Here is an 18,533-nt window from a genome sequence, read left to right as displayed (position 1 = left end):
GCGGGGTGCGACGCCCCGCCCGGCCCCGGAAAACTCGGCCGCCTCAGCCGGGATTGTTGGACGCCACAGTCCCGGAGGCCAGGTCGAGGACCGCCGCGGTGCCCCAGCCGCGCATGTCGTTGCCGGTTATCCAGGCAGCCTGGCTGCCCGCCATCACGCCGATGCCCGCCTCGGCGCCCGTGCCGCCACTCGGTCGGGACACGTTGCCCTGGCAGGACACGTTCACCGCGTTGCCGCCGATGCGGATGGCGTAGGTGCCCGCCAGACCCGAGGTGCCTGCCCCGGTGACCCGGTTGTCGCGCACCGCGACGTCGGAGGAGGCGATGGCGATGCCGTTGCGTGCCGCGTTCAGCACGGTGTTCTGGGCGACCAATACCCCGGTCGAGGCGCTGTCGACGCCGATGCCGTCACCCTCGACGTCCGACACGTGGTTGCCGGTGACCAATGCGTTCGGGGAGCCCTGGAGCTGGATTCCCTGGGCGTTGCCGCCGGTCGGGTGGCGGGTCGTGGCGATGATGTTGCCGGTGACCGAAGCGCCGTCGCTCTGGCCGATGTAGATACCCGTCTCGCCGGCCACCTCACGGACGATGTTGTCGCTGACGACCACCGAACTGTTCCGGCCCGTGCCACTGTTGGACACCACGATCGCGCCACCCGACCCGGTGCCGCGGATGGTGTTGCCGGTCACCGCGATGTCCTTCAGGGGGTTACCGGAACCGGAAGTGACGTAGATGCCGTTGACCGCCGCAGAGTCGATCGTGTTCCCGGAGATCACCGACTGCTGCCAATCGGTGGCGCGAATGCCGTACGCGCCGCTGCTCTCCACCCGGTTCCCCAGAACGCGGATGTTTCGGTGCAGAGGGCGGGGGGCGTCGGACGAAGCGACGTAGTGATCGCCGCACAGGGCGTCGTAGGGGGCAAGGACGGCGGAGGAGTTGCGCACGGTGCAGCCGGAAATCAGCACGTCCTCACAGGAAGTACCGTCGTAGTCGGGTGCCGGCAGGTTGTTCGCGTTGGTGGCACCGGTGATTTGCACGGCCTCGTGTCGGTTCGGCACGGTGGGCGTACCGGGTGCCACGTACACGCCGTCGAAGAGGCAGTCGATGATCCTGACCCGACGCATCGCGTTGATCTCGACGGCGTGCGCTTCGGGAACGCCGAGGACGGCAGCGTCACGGATGGTGAGGCCTTCGGCGTGAGTGAAGACGAAGGCCGGGCATGTCGAGGTGAAGGTACTGCCACGCATGTCCCAGGTGCCGCCGAAGACGGATATGTTCCCGGCTCCCGCGTACCCGCCGACCGCGGGCATGCCGGTCGTGTAGTTCTTGACCAGGGCCGAGGTGTTGCCGGTCCGGAACAACCGGGCTCCGTACGCGCGCACGCTCATACCGGGACCGAGCAGCAACGACTCCCCGAGTGGGTAGCTGCCCGCCGGCACCAACAGCGTTGCCCCGCCTCCCGGCACTGCCCGGGCGTCGGCCAGTGCCCGGTGGAAGGCCGGGGTGTCATCGGCGACGCCGTCTCCGACCGCCCCGTAGAGCCGTACGTCGAAGAGCGGGCCGGCCGTGGCGTCCGCTTCGGCGGCTACGGCCGACGGCCCCGCCACCACCTGGGCGGTACCGACGCCACCCAGGAGTCCGCCGGTCGCCAGCATCAGTGCACGTCTGTCCATGTGGTGTTCTTCCTTCGACGAGAGAGTGTCGTGGCGTGGGCACGCGCCCGGGACCGCCGCCGCGCGACGGTCCGTGTACGCGTCCTCCCACCGAAGTCGATCACGGGACCGGGGAACCGGGTGCCAATTTGTGGGCTGTCACTTCGCGGGCCGGAGCCCCGGTGCGAAGGCGCCACGACAGATCGATCGGATGGCGCGCGTCGCAACTCCGACCGCTCAGACGCACGTGATCCCTCGCCCGACCTGGCTCCTGGTCTCCGAATCAGTCGGCCCCTGACAGCGAGTACGGCCGGTGAACGCCCGTGCCGGACTCCCGGCGACGGGCGAGGACGCCGGCCCTTCCGTCAGTCCGCCGAGACCGGCTCCACCCGGGGCTCGGCGACGGACCGGAAGTCCGCCGTGGACAGGGCGAGCGAGCGGTCGAGGCGGCCGGCGTTGAAATACATCTCCGGGTGGACCAGCAGCGCGGGGTCCACGATCAGTTCCAGCCGGTCGTCGAACGAGAACGGGAGGATCGTGCCGCTCGGGGACTTGGCCAGGTCCTCCGCGATGTCGGCCGAGGCGAAGGAGGCGTAACTCCCGCCGTAGAGCGCCTTCACCGCCGCCAGGTCGACCCGCTTGTCCCCGGGCACGACCACCAGGACGAAGTGCTTCTCCTTCTTGCCGACCTTCACCATCGTGACGATGCACTTGGCGGCTTGGCCGAGGGGGTGGCCGCGGAGCAGGCTGACCGCCTCGGAGTTGCCCTCCGAGGCGTGCTCGATCACCCGGTACGCGGCCCCGCGCTCGTCCAGCAGGGACAGCAGCTTGCCGTAGATGCCGTCGGCGTCGTCCGTAGCCATCGTGTTCTCCCGTTCGGTTCCCGACGTGTTCGTGTGGTTCGGGACGACCTTAAGGGTCGAGGAGCGGGCGCGGCCTCGCCGTCAGACCTCGATGACACGGACGCTGGGGCCGCAGGGCGTCAACAGGTCTTCGGTGTCCGATGTCAGGACGGTCCCCGGCGCTGGTGAGGTGAGCGCGGTGGCGGCCACGACGGCGTACTTGTGGCCGTGCGGCCCGGCCGTGGCCAGAAGCTTGCTCGCACGGCGGGCGACGGCTTCGCTCGGCGGGATGATGTTCACTCGGGAAACGGCGTAGTCGAAGCGGGCCTGGTTGATTTTGGGGTCGCGCGCGTCGACGAGGGTGACGGAACTGGTGACGACGCGGATGTCTTCGGCTTCGGCTGCCGCCGGCCACTCGGTGATCTCAGGTGTGCGTCGTACCAGTTGGGACAGGCCCTCGCAGTCCAGGACGAGCGTGCCGCCCACGCGGCGTCCGCGGGGTCGGCCGTCTCGCCGCGGAGAATCGCACGTTTGGCGTCATCACCGCGCGGCCGCTACGGGCGCCCATCGGCCGGGCTCCGCCAGGAACTTCCCGGAGACTTTCCCTTGTGCGAGCAAAGGAGGTCCCGACCAGCGCCCGTGGCGCGAAGACACTGGTCAGGGCCCTGAACCTCAGCACTCGATGATGTTCACCGCGAGCCCGCCCCGGGCCGTCTCCTTGTACTTGACGGACATGTCGGCGCCGGTCTCCTTCATGGTCTTGATGACCTTGTCCAGGGAGACCTTGTGGGTGCCGTCGCCGCGCAGGGCCATCTTCGCGGCGGTGACGGCCTTCACCGCCGCCATGCCGTTCCGCTCGATGCAGGGGATCTGGACGAGGCCGCCGACCGGGTCGCAGGTGAGGCCGAGGTTGTGTTCCATGCCGATCTCGGCGGCGTTCTCCACCTGCTCGGGGGAGCCGCCGAGGACCTCGGCGAGCGCGCCGGCGGCCATGGAGCAGGCGGAGCCGACCTCGCCCTGGCAGCCGACCTCGGCGCCGGAGATCGAGGCGTTCTCCTTGAAGAGCATGCCGATCGCGCCCGCCGCGAGGAGGAAGCGGACGACGCTGTCGTCCTTCTCCTCCGGGGTGGCGCCGCCGGCCGCGAAGTTCATGTAGTAGTGCAGTACCGCCGGGATGATGCCGGCCGCGCCGTTGGTGGGGGCGGTCACGACCCGGCCGCCGGCGGCGTTCTCCTCGTTGACCGCCATGGCGTAGAGGGTGATCCACTCCATCGCGTGGGTCTGCGGGTCGCCCTCGGCCCGCAGCTGGCGGGCGGAGTTGGCGGCGCGGCGGCGGACCTTGAGGCCGCCGGGGAGGATGCCCTCGCGGGACATGCCCCGGCCGACGCACGCCTGCATGACCCGCCAGATCTCCAGCAGACCGGTACGGATCTCCTCCTCGGTGCGCCATTCCTTCTCGTTTTCCAGCATCAGCGAGGAGATGGAGAGCCCGGTCTCCCGGGCCAGGCGGAGCAGCTCGTCGCCGGTGCGGAAGGGGTGGGCGAGGACGGTGTCGTCGGGGATGATCCGGTCGGCGCCGACCGCGTCCTCGTCGACGACGAACCCGCCGCCCACCGAGTAGTACGTCTTCTCCAGCAGCAGCGCGCCGGTCTCGTCGTACGCGTGGAGGGACATGCCGTTCGCGTGGTACGGGAGCGCCTTGCGGCGGTGCAGGACGAGGTGCTCGTCCGCGTCGAACGGGATCTCGTGGGCGCCCAGCAGGCTGATGCGGCCGGTGGTGCGGATCTGCTCGACCCGGGCGTCGGCGGCCTCGACGTCCACGGTCCGGGGGGACTCGCCCTCCAGGCCGAGGAGGACCGCCTTCGGCGTGCCGTGGCCGTGGCCGGTCGCGCCGAGGGAGCCGTACAGCTCGGCGCGTATCGAGGCGGTCGGCGCGAGCAGGCCCTCGTTCTTCAGCCGGCGCGCGAACATCCGCGCCGCCCGCATCGGGCCCACCGTGTGGGAGCTGGACGGCCCGATGCCGATCGAGAACAGGTCGAAGACCGAAATGGCCACGGATGACTCCTAGCTGGGCGGACGCCGTTGTCCACCGGCGAAACGAAAGAGGGGAGCGGGGAAGGTGCCCCGTACGGAACGCGGCGGGGCACCGCGCTCACCGTCCAGTGTGCGCGATGCCCCGCCCGACCTGCGAAAAATGCCCGTGAACGGGCGGTTGCTACTTCTTCAGGCCGGGGTACAGCGGGAACTTCTCGGCCAGCGCGACGACGCGGGCCTTGAGGTCCTCGGCGTCGTACGAGGGCTTCAGGGCCGAGGCGATGATCTCCGCCACCTCGGTGAAGTCCTCGGCCCGGAAGCCGCGGGTGGCCAGGGCCGGCGTACCGATGCGCAGGCCGGAGGTGACCATCGGCGGGCGCGGGTCGTTCGGGACGGCGTTCCGGTTGACCGTGATGCCGATCTCGTGGAGCCGGTCCTCGGCCTGCTGGCCGTCCAGCTCGGAGTTGCGCAGGTCCACCAGGACCAGGTGCACGTCGGTGCCGCCGGAGAGGACGGAGACGCCCACCTCGGTGACGTCCGGCTGGACCAGGCGGTCGGCGATGATGCGGGCACCGTCCAGGGTGCGCTGCTGGCGCTCCTTGAACTCTTCCGACGCCGCGACCTTGAACGACACGGCCTTGGCCGCGATCACGTGCTCCAGCGGGCCGCCCTGCTGCCCCGGGAAGACCGCCGAGTTGATCTTCTTGGCGAGTTCCTGGGTGGAGAGGATCACACCGCCGCGAGGACCGCCGAGGGTCTTGTGCGTGGTGGTCGTGACGACGTGGGCGTGCGGCACCGGGCTGGGGTGCAGGCCCGCGGCGACCAGGCCCGCGAAGTGGGCCATGTCGACCATCAGGTACGCGCCGACCTCGTCCGCGACGCGGCGGAAGGCGGCGAAGTCCAGCTGACGCGGGTACGCGGACCAGCCGGCCACGATCAGCTTCGGCTGGGACTCCTTGGCGAGGCGCTCCACCTCGTCCATGTCCACGACACCGGTCTCGTCGACGTGGTACGGGACCACGTTGTAGAGCTTGCCGGAGAAGTTGATCTTCATGCCGTGGGTCAGGTGACCGCCGTGGGCCAGGTTAAGGCCCATGATCGTGTCGCCGGGCTTGAGCAGCGCGAACATCGCGGCGGCGTTCGCCTGCGCACCGGAGTGCGGCTGGACGTTCGCGGCCTCGGCGCCGAAGAGCGCCTTGACGCGGTCGATCGCGATCTGCTCGACCACGTCGACGTGCTCGCAGCCACCGTAGTAGCGGCGGCCCGGGTAGCCCTCGGCGTACTTGTTGGTGAGGACGGAGCCCTGCGCCTCCATGACGGCGGCCGGAGCGAAGTTCTCCGAGGCGATCATTTCGAGGGTGGACTGCTGGCGGTGGAGCTCGGCGTCGACTGCGGCGGCGACGTCCGGGTCCAGCTCGTGGAGGGAGGAGTTGAGAAGCGACATCAGGCGGTCCCTTGGGTCTCAGTTGCCGGAGAACTCGGTGTATTCGTCGGCGGTGAGCAGATCCCCCGGCTCTTCCGCGATGCGCACCTTGAAGAGCCAGCCGCCCTCGAAGGGAGCGGAGTTCACCAGGGCCGGGTCGTCCACCACGTCCTGGTTCGCCGCGGTGACCTCGCCGGTGACCGGCGAGTACAGGTCGCTGACCGACTTGGTCGACTCCAGCTCGCCGCAGGTCTCGCCCGCGGTCACCGTGTCGCCGACCGCCGGGAGCTGGGCGTACACGACGTCACCGAGCGCGTTGGCCGCGTACTCGGTGATGCCCACGGTTGCCACGCCGTCCTCGACGGCCGACAGCCACTCGTGCTCCTTGCTGTACCGCAGCTGCTGGGGGTTGCTCATGACCTGAATTCTCCTGTACGCGGGTGGGTGCTGACGAACGATGGTCTTACGGGATGAGACGCGACTGGGTCACGTTCGGCCCCGTGGGCGGGGCGCGGCGGGCCCCGACGCCTACTTCTGGCGCTTGTAGAAGGGCAGGGCCACGACTTCGTACGGCTCGTGGGTGCCCCGGACGTCCACGCCGACACCCTCGGTGCCGGGTGCGGCGAAGGCCGCGTCCACGTACGCCATGGCGATCGGCTTGCCCAGCGTCGGGGAGGGGGCGCCGGAGGTGACCTCGCCGATCACCCTGCCGTCCGCGACCACCTGGAAACCGGCGCGCGGAACCCGGCGGCCCTCGGCGACCAGGCCGACGAGCTTGCGGGGCGGGGCGATCTCGGCGCGCTCGGCGGCGGCGGTGAGCGCCTCGCGGCCCACGAAGTCGCCCTCCTTCTCGAACTTCACGACCCGGCCGAGGCCCGCGTCGAACGGGGTCAGCGCGGTGGTCAGCTCGTGCCCGTACAGCGGCATGCCCGCCTCCAGGCGCAGCGTGTCGCGGCAGGAGAGCCCGCAGGGGATCAGGCCGTGCGGGGCGCCGGCCTCGGTGAGCGCCTGCCAGAGCGCCTCGGCGTGCTCGGGGGCGACGAACAGCTCGAAGCCGTCCTCGCCGGTGTAGCCGGTACGGGCGATGAGCGCCGGAACTCCGGCGACGGTGCCGGGCAGGCCCGCGTAGTACTTCAGCCCGTCGAGATCGGCGTCGGTGACGGCCTTCAGGACGGCGGGGGACTCGGGGCCCTGGACGGCGATCAGCGCGTACGCGTCGCGGTCGTCGCGGACCTCGGCGTCGAAGCCGGTGACCCGCTCGGTCAGGGTGTCCAGGACCGTCTGGGCGTTGCCCGCGTTGGCGACCACGAGGTACTCGGTCTCGGCCGGCCGGTAGACGATCAGGTCGTCCAGGATGCCGCCGTCCTCGCGGACGATCATCGTGTAGCGGGCCCGGCCGACGCCGACCGTGCCGATGTTGCCGACGAGCGCGTGGTTCAGGAAGGCGACGGCACCGGGGCCGGTGACGGCGATCTCGCCCATGTGCGAGAGGTCGAAGAGCCCGGCGCGGGTACGTACCGCGTGGTGCTCGTCACGCTCACTGGCGTACCGCAGCGGCATGTCCCAGCCCGCGAAGTCGGTCATGGTCGCGCCCAGCGAGCGATGCAGCGCGTCGAGGGCGGTCGTACGGGGGGCGTTGCTCATGAGGTGTGGCTCCCAGGGCGCAGGGCATGACGACGAGGACGGTCCCTCCCCATCTGTCATCGGAACCTGAGAGGTTCGCCGAGAGGCCCCTGACGGGTCGGCTTGCACCTTGGGTGGAGCCGTCGGACGGCTCGCTTTTCAGATCTGCCTCATCCACGCGGTACGGGGCCTGAGAGATTCAAGGGAGGAACTTGCTCCTTCGGCGCCCGGCACACACGGTGGCCGGGACTCTCCCGCGTGGATTCAAACGGCCGGTATGCAGTTGCGGGCACATCATCGCACGCACGGCGGGCGACCCCGGCGGCCGGTACCCCGCCCACCCCCCCCGCGCGGCCTCCCGTCCGGGACGCTTGCTGCGCATTACCTTTTCTTTACACTCTGTGAGCAGGTGTGGGGCGACTCGACAGGGGGAGTGCCGATGTCCTTGCGACCGTACGCGGGGGTGGTGCGGGGGGCGGCCCGGTCGCGGCACGCACCACCCGCCGCGGAGAAGGAGCCGCCGGCCGTACGCGACCTGCGCGGCGGGGCCGGGGACGGACCCCGGCGGCTGGAATTCGCCCCCGGGGACGTCGTCGTCGTCTCCGGGCTGCCCGGCAGCGGCAAGTCCACCCTGATCCGGCGCACGGTCACCGCCCGCGCCGTCGACTCCCAGGACACCCGGGACCGCTTCACCGCGGCCCTGCCCCGCTTACTCCCGTACGCCCTCTACCGCCCCCTGGTCCGCGCCGCCCACTACCACGGGCTCCTCGGCGCGCTGCGCTCCGGCGAGGCGGTCGTCGTCCACGACTGCGGGACGCAGGGCTGGGTACGCCGCTGGCTGGCCCGCCACGCGGCACGCCGGGGCCGCGCCCTCCACCTGGTGCTGCTCGACGTGTCCCCCCGTACTGCCAGGGCGGGCCAGCGCGAACGCGGACGCGGCGTCTCCGGGTACGCCTTCGCCCGGCACCGGCGCGCGGTCGGCCGGCTGCTGCGCGACGCGGAGCGCGGCCTGCTGCCCCCGGGCTGCGCCTCCGCCGTGCTGCTGGACCGCCCGGCGGCCGGGGCGCTGGCGGCCATCGCCTTTCCGGCGACGGCGCCGGGCGTGGCGGGGCCGGGCGTGCCGACGGCGGTGGCGGGGCCGGGCGTGGCGGGGCCGGGCGTGCCGACGGCGGTGGCGGGGCCGGGCGTGGCGGGGCCGGGCGTGCCGACGGCGGTGGCGGGGCCGGGCGTGGCGGGGCCGGGCGTGCCGACGGCGGTGGCGGCGCCGGGCGTGGCGGGGCCGGTGGCGACGGACGTGCCCGTCGGGGTGGTCGACGGACCGGTGGCCGCCACTCCTCCGGGTGCGCCGGGCGCGGTGCCCGGCATGCGGGACAACGCCGGGGACAGCAGCGTGGCCGGGACGCCGAGGCCCCGCGCCGGTTAGTGTTTCTGCCGCAGGACACGGTCGACAAGAGGACACAGAGGCAGTGGACATCCCGGCACAGACGTCGCCCCGCCAACTCCAGGGGTGGCCTGCGAACGAGTTCGAAGAAGTGCTCAGCGCCTCGCTGGGCGTCCCCGGGGCGGGCGGCCGGCTCGTCGAGGTGCTCGGCCGCAGCCAGCTCTGGATTCCGTTGCCCGGCGGCGGCGGTCCCACCAGCGCCGATCTCGACCTGCCGACGATCGAACTCGACGGTGCCGCCTTCGTCCCCGTCTTCAGCTCCGAGGCCCAGTTCCTCGGATGTGCGGGCTCCCACCTCTCCTACGCCGTCGCGCCCGCCCGCGAGTTCGCGCGCGGACTGCCCCCGCAGGTGGGCATCGCGGTCAACCCGGGCGGTGCGGTCGGGCTCCCGCTGCCGCCCGCCGCCGTCGCCGAGCTCTGCCGTGCAGGTAACACCCCGCTGGACGGGCCGGCCGGCGGTGGCCGGGTGCGGCTCTGGGAGCCGGACTGGAAGGAGGAACCGGTCGACTTCCTCGCCGCCGTGTCCGCCGAGTTCCGGGAGACCGGTGTGGTCGCCACCGCCCGTCGCGCGCTGGCCAGCATCGAGGGCGGCGACCCCGTCCTCTTCGTCGCCGTCCAGTTCTCGGCGTGGGACGAGGCCACGCGGGGCGCTCCCATGGACGCGCTGGGCCGCGCGCTCGGACGCGTGCAGGTGCCGTGGCCCGTCAACCTGGTCCTGCTCGACATGGCGCAGGACCCGGTCGGCGACTGGATGCTGGAGAAGGTCCGGCCCTTCTTCCAGTGACCGCCGGGGCGGACCGGCCGCGGCGCCGGGCCGAGTCCGTGGACCGGTTGCCGGGTGGCCCGGTCGCCGCCCGGGACCGGCCTGCCGTGTCCGGCATGTCGGACGGTGGCGTCAAGTCGGTGTCAGTAAGGGCGCATAAGCTGGTTTGATGGCGAGGTCGCTCCCGCGCGCCCGGGGGCGGCGCGCGACACGGTGGATCGACGAGGGGCGGGACCCAGGGTGAGTGCGTCAGGCACGGCAGCGGCCGGGCAGGTCGAACACATGCTGCGCCAGGTGACCCCCGGGCGCTTCGACGCGTACGAGGAGTTGCTGAGGGCCCTTTCGGAGGGCCAGGTCTGGATGCTGCTCTGGCACGGCACGGCCGGCTCCCCGGACGCCCAGTACGGCAACATCGGTGTGGACGGCCTCGGTTACGCCCCTTGCGTGACCTCCGCCCAAGAGCTCGCGGCCAGTGGCTGGAACCGCGCCCACGAGGTGATCACCGGCCGGGAGATCGCGCGCTCCCTCTTCCCCGACCACTGGGGAATCTGGCTCAACCCGCACACCCCCGGCGGCGGCGTAGGCATCCCGTGGCTGGATCTGCGCCGGATCGCCAACGGGCTCGACCGGCTGCCCGCAGGACCCCTCACCCTCTCCGAACCGGCCATCGAGATCCCGCAGTTCTACGCGTTGCTCTCGCAGAACGCGCACCGTACCCCGGCGATCCGCTCGCTGCGTCGCGCCTGGGTGCAGCCGGCGCTCGGCGCTCCGTACCTCGCCATCGGGCTCGACCTCTACGACACCGGCCGGGCCGCGGTGGAGTCGGCCCGCGCGATGATGGGGCAGACGATCGGCGCGGTCCCGGAGGGGCTTCCCGTCTCCACGGTCGCGATGTCCGACGACTACGACCCGGTCGCGATGTGGCTGCGCGCCAACGCCCGCCCGTTCTACGACCGGGAGGCGCACGCCGCTCCGGTGCAGCCGCCGATCACCGGCGGCTACGGGTATCCGCAGCGCGGGGCGTACTGAGCGGAGTGACGTCCCGGCGGCCGGACGGCCCCCGAGGACGCGGGGCCCGCCGGACGAGGCCCGGCGGGTGGTTCCCGTCAGGAGACAAGACGCGCCGCCCTTCGGCGCTCCGACGCGTTCAGACGCCGTGCCGCCGAAAGCTGTCCCGGCTCGCCCGCCCGATCGGCCGCCCGCTCGCCCGCCCGATCGGCCGGCGACGGCGCGCGCCGCGCCCCTGAGGGCTGTTCCCTTCCGGGTGCCGCCGCCCGCGTCCCCGGAGGTGTCGTTGTGTCACCTTTTCCCGTGGGTCGCGCCGACTGTCCGCCATGCCCGCTTGGCGGTCTACGGGTGGTGAAGGGCGAACTCGTCGGCCGGTGTGCGCATTTGTATGCCGACCGTCGCCTGTTCGCGGGATGGAACCCCGTGTTCGGATAACGGTATCCCCAGCACAGCATCACGGTTGCGCATACATTCCCCGTCAGCTCTGGCTACTGATCACGTAGACGCTGAAGACTCCCGGGACATGCATGGGGTCGTCGATTCCATGAATGGGTAAACAGTCGTAGTTCAGCTGCTCAGCGGGGGCGCATCATCTGCGCGCACTGGGCTTTTCGTAGCAAGGCGAGCCGTCGACAGCGGCATCGCAAAGGCCGGTGACCACCGGCTGGAAGGGTCAGGGCGCTGTGACCGCACCGATCGAGACCACCGGGGCGGCTGCCGGGGCGCAGCCGGAGGCTGTGCTCGACCAGGGGATCAAATCCCAGGACATCGAGGGGCGTTCGCTCGGACGGATCGCCTGGACCCGCTTCAAGCGGGACAAGATCGCCGTCGTCGGTGGAGTCGTCGTCGTCCTGCTGATCCTGATCGCCGCCCTGTCCCGCCCACTCCAGTCCTTGCTGGGTCTCGATCCGAACGCCTTCCACCAGGACCTGATCGACAGCAGCACGTCGCTGCCCACGGGCGGGTTCGGTGGCATGAGCCTCGATCACCCGCTGGGTGTGGAGCCGAAGTTCGGCCGTGACATCCTCGCCCGCATTCTCGAAGGGTCCTGGGTGTCCCTGGTGGTGGCGTTCGGCGCCACCGTGCTCTCCAACGTCATCGGTACCATCCTCGGCGTGGTGGCCGGGTACTACGGCGGGCGGGTCGACTCCGTCATCAGCCGCCTGATGGACACCTTCCTCGCCTTCCCGCTCCTGCTGTTCGCGATCGCCATCTCCGCGACCCTGCAGGGCGGCGCCTTCGGGCTCGACGGACTGCCGCTGCACATCAGCGTGCTGATCTTCGTCATCGGCTTCTTCAACTGGCCCTACCTGGGGCGGATCGTCCGGGGACAGACACTGGCCCTGCGCGAGCGCGAGTTCGTGGACGCCTCGCGCGGCATGGGGGCCGGCGGCCCCTACATCCTCTTCCGGGAGCTGCTGCCCAACCTGGTCGGTCCGATCATCGTGTACTCGACGCTGCTGATCCCGACCAACATCATTTTCGAGGCCTCGCTCAGCTTCCTGGGGGTCGGCATCCAGCCGCCCCAGGCGTCGTGGGGCGGCATGCTCAACCAGGCGGTCGACTACTTCCAGATCGATCCCCAGTACATGGTCGTGCCCGGCCTCGCCATCTTCGTCACCGTGCTCGCGTTCAACCTGCTCGGTGACGGTCTCCGCGACGCTCTCGATCCGCGCAGCCGCTGACTTCCGGCCGCGTGGATCTCGACAAGTTTCCGACAATGGAGGGGATTCCGACCATCATGCGAAGGTCATCACTTGCCGCTGTTGCGGCCCTGGGCAGCGTGGCTCTGCTGCTCGCCGGCTGCAGCAAGGCAGACGACGGAAAGAGCGACGGCGGGACCAAGTCCGCCGGCGCGGACGCCGCGACGAAGAGTGTCGTCAACGCCTCCACCGCCAAGGGTGGCACGGTCACCTACGCGATGTCGGACGTCCCGGACTCGTTCGACCCGGGGAACACCTACTACGCGTACATGTACAACTTCAGCCGGCTGTACGCCCGCCCGCTGATGACCTTCAAGCCGGACGCCGGCGAGAAGGGCAACACGCTCGTCCCGGACCTCGCCTCCGAGCCGGGCACCCAGAGCGACGGCGGCAAGACCTGGACGTACAAGCTGCGCGCCGGCCTGAAGTACGAGGACGGCTCGCCGATCACGTCCAAGGACGTCAAGTACGCCGTCGAGCGCTCGAACTTCGCGCGTGACGTGCTCTCGCTGGGCCCCAACTACTTCCAGCAGTTCCTTGAGGGCGGCGACAAGTACACGGGTCCGTACAAGGACAAGAGCGCCGAGGGCCTCAAGTCCATCGAGACGCCGGACGACACCACGATCGTCTTCCACCTGAACCAGGCCTTCCAGGAGTTCGACTACCTGGTCGCCACGCCGCAGACCGCGCCGGTCCCGCAGGCCAAGGACACCGGCGTCGACTACGTCAAGAAGATCGTGTCCTCGGGCTCGTACAAGTTCCAGAGCTACACCGAGGGCAAGCAGGCCGTCCTGGTGCGCAACGAGAACTGGGACGAGAAGACCGACCCGCTGCGCAAGCAGTACCCGGACAAGATCGTCGTCAACCTGAAGGTCAACCAGTCGACGATCGACCAGGACCTCCAGTCCGGTGACACGCTGATCGACCTCCAGGGCAAGGGTGTCGAGACCCAGACCCAGGCGCAGCTGGTCAGCGACCCGAAGAAGAAGGCGAACACCGACAACACCTACGGTGGCCGTCTCGTCTACGCGGCGATCAACTCCAAGGTGAAGCCGTTCACCAACGTCGAGTGCCGCAAGGCCGTGCAGTACGCGATCGACAAGGTCTCCGTGCAGACCGCCGAGGGCGGCAGCATCCGCGGCGACATCGCCACCACCGTCCTCCCGCCGGACATCACCGGTTACGAGAAGGCGGACGCGTACGCGAGCGACGGCAACAAGGGCGACGAGGCCAAGGCCAAGGAGCACCTGAAGGCCTGCGGCGTCGACAAGATCACGACCAACATCACCGCGCGCAGCGACCGTCAGGAAGAGGTCGACGCGGCCACGGCGATCATCGCGTCGCTGAAGAAGGTCGGCATCGAGGCCTCGCTGAAGCAGTACCCGTCGGGCAAGTACTTCACCGACTACGCGGGCGTTCCCCAGTTCAACGCCAAGAACAACGTCGGCATCATGATGATGCAGTGGGGTGCCGACTGGCCGTCCGGCTACGGCTTCCTCCAGCAGATCCTGAACAGCAAGGCCATCGGCGAGTCCGGCAACACCAACCTCTCGCAGCTGGAGAACAAGGAAGTCGACGCGAAGCTGGCCCAGGCCATCGCCTCGCCCGACGTCGCCGAGCGCAACAAGCTGTACGCGGAGATCGACCAGAAGACCATGGACGAAGCGGTCCTCGTTCCGCTGACCTACTTCAAGGTCCTGCTGTACCGCTCGCCGTACGCCACCAACCTGGTGTCCACGTCGGCCTTCAGCGGTGAGTACGACTACCTCAACATCGGCACCACCAAGAAGTAGCAGCCCCGGAAGGCAGGTGAAGGCATTGGTTGCCGCAGGTCTCGCGACCTGCGGCAACCGGCGCCGATCCCCGTGATCTCGTACATCCTCCGCCGGACTGTCGCCGCAGTGATCCTGCTGCTGGTCGTCACGGCGGTCACCTTTGGCATCTTCTTCCTGTTGCCGCGGCTCGCCGGCCAGACACCCGACCAACTGGCGCAGCAGTACATCGGCAAGAGCCCCACGGCCGCGGACATCGCGGCGGTCAAGCACAACCTCGGTCTGGACCAGCCCGTCTACGTCCAGTACTGGCACTTCATCAAGGGGATCGTCGGCGGCGCCACCTATGACCTCGGCCCCACCACGGCACACTGCGGTGCGCCGTGTTTCGGGTACTCCTTCAAGAACCACGTCGAGGTCTGGCCGGAGCTGACCTCGCGCCTTCCGGTGACGCTCTCGCTCGCCGCGGGCGCCGCGGTGATCTGGCTGCTCTCCGGCGTCACGGTCGGGGTGATCTCCGCGCTCAAGCCGGGCTCGTTCTTCGACCGCACCTTCATGGGCGTCGCCCTCGCGGGTGTCTCGCTGCCCATGTTCTTCACGGGTCAGCTGGCGCTGCTGCTCTTCACCTACCAATGGCCGATCTTCGGCCGGACGTACGTCCCGTTCACCGAGAACCCGGCGCAGTGGGCGAACACCCTCGTTCCCGCCTGGTGTTCACTGGCACTCCTGTACTCCGCCGTCTACGCGCGGCTCACCCGCTCGGGGATGCTGGAGACGATGAACGAGGACTTCATCCGCACGGCCCGCTCCAAGGGCCTGCCCGAGCGCACGGTGGTCGCCCGGCACGGCCTGCGCGCCGCGCTCACCCCGATCATCACCGTCTTCGGCATGGACCTCGGCCTCCTGCTCGGCGGCGCGCTGATCACCGAGCGGGTGTTCTCCCTGCACGGCATCGGCGAGTACGCGGTGCAGGCGATCACCGACAACGACCTGCCGCCGGTTCTCGGCGTCACTCTGCTCGCCGCGTTCTTCGTCGTGCTCTGCAATCTCCTGGTGGACCTTCTCTACGCCGCCGCCGACCCGCGGGTGAGGCTCTCGTGACCGAACTGTCCAAGACCGGCGCCGCAGTGGGCGATCCGGTGCCCGAGGCCGGATCGGCGGCGCCGACCGCCTTCCTCGAAGTGCGCGACCTCAAGGTGCACTTCCCCACCGACGACGGCCTGGTGAAGTCCGTCGACGGGCTCAGCTTCCGCCTGGAGAGGGGCCAGACCCTCTCCATCGTGGGCGAGTCAGGCTCCGGCAAGTCCGTGACCTCCCTGGCGATCATGGGCCTGCACCGGCTCGGCGCCCGGGGCAAGAACGTGCGGATGTCCGGCGAGATCTGGCTGGACGGCAAGGAGCTGATCGGGGCCACGCCGGACGAGGTCCGCCGGCTGCGCGGCCGGGACATGGCGATGATCTTCCAGGACCCGCTGTCCGCGATGCACCCGTACTACACGGTCGGCAACCAGATCGTGGAGGCGTACCGCGTCCACAACGACGTGACCAGGAAGGCCGCGCGCAAACGGGCCGTCGAACTGCTGGACCGGGTGGGCATTCCCGAGCCGGACAAGCGCGTCGACAGCTACCCGCACGAGTTCTCCGGCGGCATGCGTCAGCGCGCGATGATCGCGATGGCGCTCTCCAACAACCCGCAGCTGCTCATCGCCGACGAGCCCACCACGGCGCTCGACGTCACCGTGCAGGCGCAGATCCTCGACCTCATCCGGGACCTGCAGAAGGAGTTCGACTCCGCCGTCGTCCTCATCACGCACGACCTCGGCGTGGTCGCCGAGATCGCCGACCAGGTCCTCGTGATGTACGGCGGCCGGTGCGTGGAGCGCGGGCCCGTGGACGCGATCTTCTCCCAGCCCCAGCACCCGTACACCTGGGGTCTGCTCGGCTCGATGCCCCGCATCGACCGGGAGCAGACCGAGCGTCTCGTCCCCGTCAAGGGCCAGCCGCCGAGCCTCATCAACGTCCCGTCGGGCTGCGCGTTCCACCCGCGCTGCCCCTACGCGGACGTTCCCAAGGGGGGCATCACCCGTACCGAGCGGCCCGATCTGCAGGTGGTCGGCGGCGGGCACTACTCCGCCTGCCACCTCTCGCCGGAGGACCGCACGCGGATCTGGACCGAAGAGATTGCGCCGAAGCTGTGAGCGAGACGACGAAGACGGACACGGCCGGGGCCGGCATCCCGCGGCAGGCGAAGGCGGCCGGGGACCGGGAGGTGCTGCTCAAGGTCGAGGGCCTGGTCAAGCACTTCCCGATCAAGAAGGGCATCCTGCAGCGGCAGGTGGCCGCGGTGAAGGCGGTCGACGGTCTCGACTTCGAGGTCCGCAAGGGGGAGACCCTGGGCGTCGTCGGCGAGTCCGGCTGCGGCAAGTCGACCATGGGCCGGGTCATCACCAAGCTGATCGAACCGACCGGCGGAAGGATCGAGTTCGAGGGCCGTGACATCACGGACCTGGGGACCAGCGGGATGCGGCCGTTGCGCCGCGACATCCAGATGATCTTCCAGGACCCGTACGGCTCCCTCAACCCCCGCCACACCGTCGGCTCCATCGTCTCGGCGCCGTTCAAGCTCCAGGGCGTGACCCCCGACGGCGGGGTGAAGAAGAAGGTCCAGGAACTCCTGCAGTTGGTGGGACTGAGCCCCGAGCACTACAACCGCTACCCGCACGAGTTCTCCGGCGGGCAGCGCCAGCGCATCGGCATCGCCCGAGCGCTCGCCCTCAACCCGAAGCTGGTCGTCGCCGACGAACCCGTCTCCGCACTGGACGTCTCCATCCAGGCGCAGGTGGTGAACCTGCTCGACGACCTCCAGAAGGAGCTGGGCCTCACCTATGTGATCATCGCGCACGACCTGTCGGTGGTCCGGCACGTCTCGGACCGGATCGCGGTGATGTACCTCGGGAAGATCGTGGAGCTCGCCGACCGCGAGTCGCTCTACAAGGCGCCGATGCACCCGTACACCAAGGCGCTGCTCTCCGCCGTGCCGATCCCGGACCCCCGGCGCCGGGGTGCCAAGAGCGAGCGCATCCTGCTCACCGGTGACGTCCCCTCGCCGATCTCGCCGCCCAGCGGCTGCCGCTTCCACACCCGGTGCTGGAAGGCGACGGAGGTCTGCCGTACGCAGGAACCGCCGCTGATCGCGCTGCGGACCGGGCACCAAGTGGCCTGCCACCACCCGGAGAACGCACCGGACCAGGCCCCGGGCGAGGAGGTTCTGCCCCTGGCGCGCGAGGCGATCGTGGCCGCCACGCCGAAGTCCGCCGCGCCGGCAGCCGCCGCGCCCGAGGCAGCCGCCGCGCCGGAGGCAGCCGCCGAGCCGGAGCCCTCCGGGGCGTCGGCCGGGGCCGAGGCTTCCGAGGTGCCCGGGGCCACCGCTCCGCGGGCCACCGGGGCCACCGATGACACGGAGGACGGCCCGAAGGGTTAGGGCCCGTATCGAGTTCCGGGCCGGATCAGTGAGCCGGCCCGGAACTCGACACAGGCCCTGGCACCGGCACAATTGGCCGGTGCTCACCGAACTGTTCACTCCCTCCGTCCAGCACGCGCTCGATGTCGTCGGGATCTTCTTCTTCGCGATCTCCGGCGCTCTGCTCGCCGTACGCAAGAACTTCGACGTCTTCGGCATCGCGGTTCTCGCCGAGGTGACCGCGCTGGGTGGAGGGATTTTCCGTGACCTGATCATCGGAGCGGTGCCGCCGGCCGCCTTCGTCGACCTCGGCTACTTCCTCACCCCGCTGATCGCGGCCGCCCTGGTCTTCTTCCTGCACCCGCACGTCGAGCGCATCCAGGTCGGCGTCAACGTCTTCGACGCGGCGGGGCTCGGCCTCTTCGCCGTGAGCGGCACGACCAAGGCGTACGACTACGGGCTCGGGCTGACCTCCTCCGTCGCGCTCGGCCTCGCCACGGCGGTCGGCGGAGGGGTGTTGCGGGACGTGCTGGCCAACGAGGTGCCCTCGCTGCTGCGCTGGGACCGGGACCTGTACGCGGTGCCCGCGCTCGTCGGCGCCTCCATGGTCGCGCTCTGCATCCAGTTCGACGCCCTGAACGGCTTGACCACGGCCCTCGCGGTCGTCACGGGGTTCGTCCTGCGGCTGCTGGCGATGCGGTTCCACTGGCGGGCGCCGCGCGCGTACAACCGCCGTTCGGCGAGCGGCGAGGAGGGGGCGGCGGCCACCTGAGGAGGCCGGGGCCCGTCCGCTCCCCCCATGAAAAAGCTACC

The 18,533-nt window shown here is 70.2% G+C and carries 15 protein-coding genes, 1 pseudogene and 1 riboswitch; of the genes and pseudogenes, 9 read left to right on the top strand and 7 right to left on the bottom strand.

What is annotated here, in order from left to right; all coding sequences use genetic code 11:
- Window positions 1-43 precede the first annotated feature (43 nt).
- The 7 genes from OHT52_RS07170 to gcvT all read right to left on the bottom strand — a co-directional run bounded on the left by OHT52_RS07170 (window position 44) and on the right by gcvT (window position 7,594).
- Window positions 44-1,672, bottom strand: a complete 1,629-nt coding sequence (locus tag OHT52_RS07170; RefSeq protein WP_328719294.1) for a right-handed parallel beta-helix repeat-containing protein — start codon at window positions 1,670-1,672, stop codon at window positions 44-46.
- Between the two features lie 344 nt (window positions 1,673-2,016).
- On the bottom strand, window positions 2,017-2,514 hold the full coding sequence (locus tag OHT52_RS07165) for a YbaK/EbsC family protein (protein ID WP_328719293.1): 498 nt from the start codon (window positions 2,512-2,514) through the stop codon (window positions 2,017-2,019).
- 81 nt (window positions 2,515-2,595) lie between these two features.
- Window positions 2,596-2,979, bottom strand: coding sequence for a type II toxin-antitoxin system VapC family toxin (locus OHT52_RS07160; RefSeq protein WP_328719292.1), 384 nt, complete (start codon window positions 2,977-2,979; stop codon window positions 2,596-2,598).
- 186 nt (window positions 2,980-3,165) lie between these two features.
- Window positions 3,166-4,548 carry an L-serine ammonia-lyase gene (locus OHT52_RS07155; protein ID WP_328719291.1) on the bottom strand — a complete coding sequence of 461 codons (1,383 nt, stop codon included), beginning with the start codon at window positions 4,546-4,548 and terminating at the stop codon, window positions 3,166-3,168.
- Between the two features lie 160 nt (window positions 4,549-4,708).
- Window positions 4,709-5,971, bottom strand: a complete 1,263-nt coding sequence (gene glyA / locus OHT52_RS07150) for a serine hydroxymethyltransferase (RefSeq protein ID WP_328719290.1) — start codon at window positions 5,969-5,971, stop codon at window positions 4,709-4,711.
- Between the two features lie 18 nt (window positions 5,972-5,989).
- A complete protein-coding gene (gene gcvH / locus OHT52_RS07145) occupies window positions 5,990-6,367 on the bottom strand; it encodes a glycine cleavage system protein GcvH (RefSeq protein WP_328719289.1) in 378 nt (125 codons plus the stop codon).
- A gap of 111 nt (window positions 6,368-6,478) precedes the next feature.
- On the bottom strand, window positions 6,479-7,594 hold the full coding sequence (gene gcvT / locus OHT52_RS07140) for a glycine cleavage system aminomethyltransferase GcvT (protein WP_328719288.1): 1,116 nt from the start codon (window positions 7,592-7,594) through the stop codon (window positions 6,479-6,481).
- Window positions 7,595-7,742: 148 nt separating this feature from the next.
- Window positions 7,743-7,840: riboswitch (glycine riboswitch) on the bottom strand.
- A gap of 172 nt (window positions 7,841-8,012) precedes the next feature.
- Between gcvT and OHT52_RS07135 the strand changes: the two are divergent.
- The 9 genes and pseudogenes from OHT52_RS07135 to OHT52_RS07095 all read left to right on the top strand — a co-directional run.
- Window positions 8,013-8,663, top strand: a pseudogene (locus OHT52_RS07135) (AAA family ATPase); the annotation flags it as partial.
- A 376-nt stretch (window positions 8,664-9,039) separates the two neighbouring features.
- The gene (locus OHT52_RS07130) at window positions 9,040-9,798 is read left to right on the top strand and encodes an enhanced serine sensitivity protein SseB (protein WP_328719287.1); all 759 of its coding nucleotides are present in this window, start codon (window positions 9,040-9,042) and stop codon (window positions 9,796-9,798) included.
- A gap of 219 nt (window positions 9,799-10,017) precedes the next feature.
- Window positions 10,018-10,806: an enhanced serine sensitivity protein SseB C-terminal domain-containing protein gene (locus tag OHT52_RS07125; RefSeq protein ID WP_328719286.1), complete on the top strand. Its 789-nt coding sequence runs from the start codon at window positions 10,018-10,020 to the stop codon at window positions 10,804-10,806.
- A gap of 662 nt (window positions 10,807-11,468) precedes the next feature.
- Complete coding sequence (locus tag OHT52_RS07120; RefSeq protein ID WP_328719285.1) at window positions 11,469-12,470, top strand: ABC transporter permease; 1,002 nt, start codon at window positions 11,469-11,471, stop codon at window positions 12,468-12,470.
- Between the two features lie 56 nt (window positions 12,471-12,526).
- Window positions 12,527-14,281 (top strand): ABC transporter substrate-binding protein, encoded by a 1,755-nt coding sequence (locus tag OHT52_RS07115; RefSeq protein WP_443046512.1) that lies wholly within the window; start codon window positions 12,527-12,529, stop codon window positions 14,279-14,281.
- A gap of 72 nt (window positions 14,282-14,353) precedes the next feature.
- On the top strand, window positions 14,354-15,361 hold the full coding sequence (locus tag OHT52_RS07110) for an ABC transporter permease (RefSeq protein ID WP_328719283.1): 1,008 nt from the start codon (window positions 14,354-14,356) through the stop codon (window positions 15,359-15,361).
- The gene (locus OHT52_RS07105; RefSeq protein ID WP_328719282.1) at window positions 15,358-16,458 is read left to right on the top strand and encodes an ABC transporter ATP-binding protein; all 1,101 of its coding nucleotides are present in this window, start codon (window positions 15,358-15,360) and stop codon (window positions 16,456-16,458) included. The genes OHT52_RS07110 and OHT52_RS07105 overlap by 4 nt, the downstream gene beginning before the upstream one ends.
- Complete coding sequence (locus OHT52_RS07100; RefSeq protein ID WP_443046511.1) at window positions 16,455-17,741, top strand: ABC transporter ATP-binding protein; 1,287 nt, start codon at window positions 16,455-16,457, stop codon at window positions 17,739-17,741. The genes OHT52_RS07105 and OHT52_RS07100 overlap by 4 nt, the downstream gene beginning before the upstream one ends.
- Window positions 17,742-17,820: 79 nt before the next feature.
- Window positions 17,821-18,492: a trimeric intracellular cation channel family protein gene (locus tag OHT52_RS07095; protein ID WP_328719281.1), complete on the top strand. Its 672-nt coding sequence runs from the start codon at window positions 17,821-17,823 to the stop codon at window positions 18,490-18,492.
- The last annotated feature ends 41 nt before the right edge of the window (window positions 18,493-18,533 follow it).

Origin of the sequence: Streptomyces sp. NBC_00247 (genome assembly GCF_036188265.1) — a bacterium.
Lineage (GTDB): Bacteria > Actinomycetota > Actinomycetes > Streptomycetales > Streptomycetaceae > Streptomyces.
The sequence above is the reverse complement of the archived record's forward strand: the minus strand, read 5'-3'. Positions and strand labels throughout refer to the sequence as shown.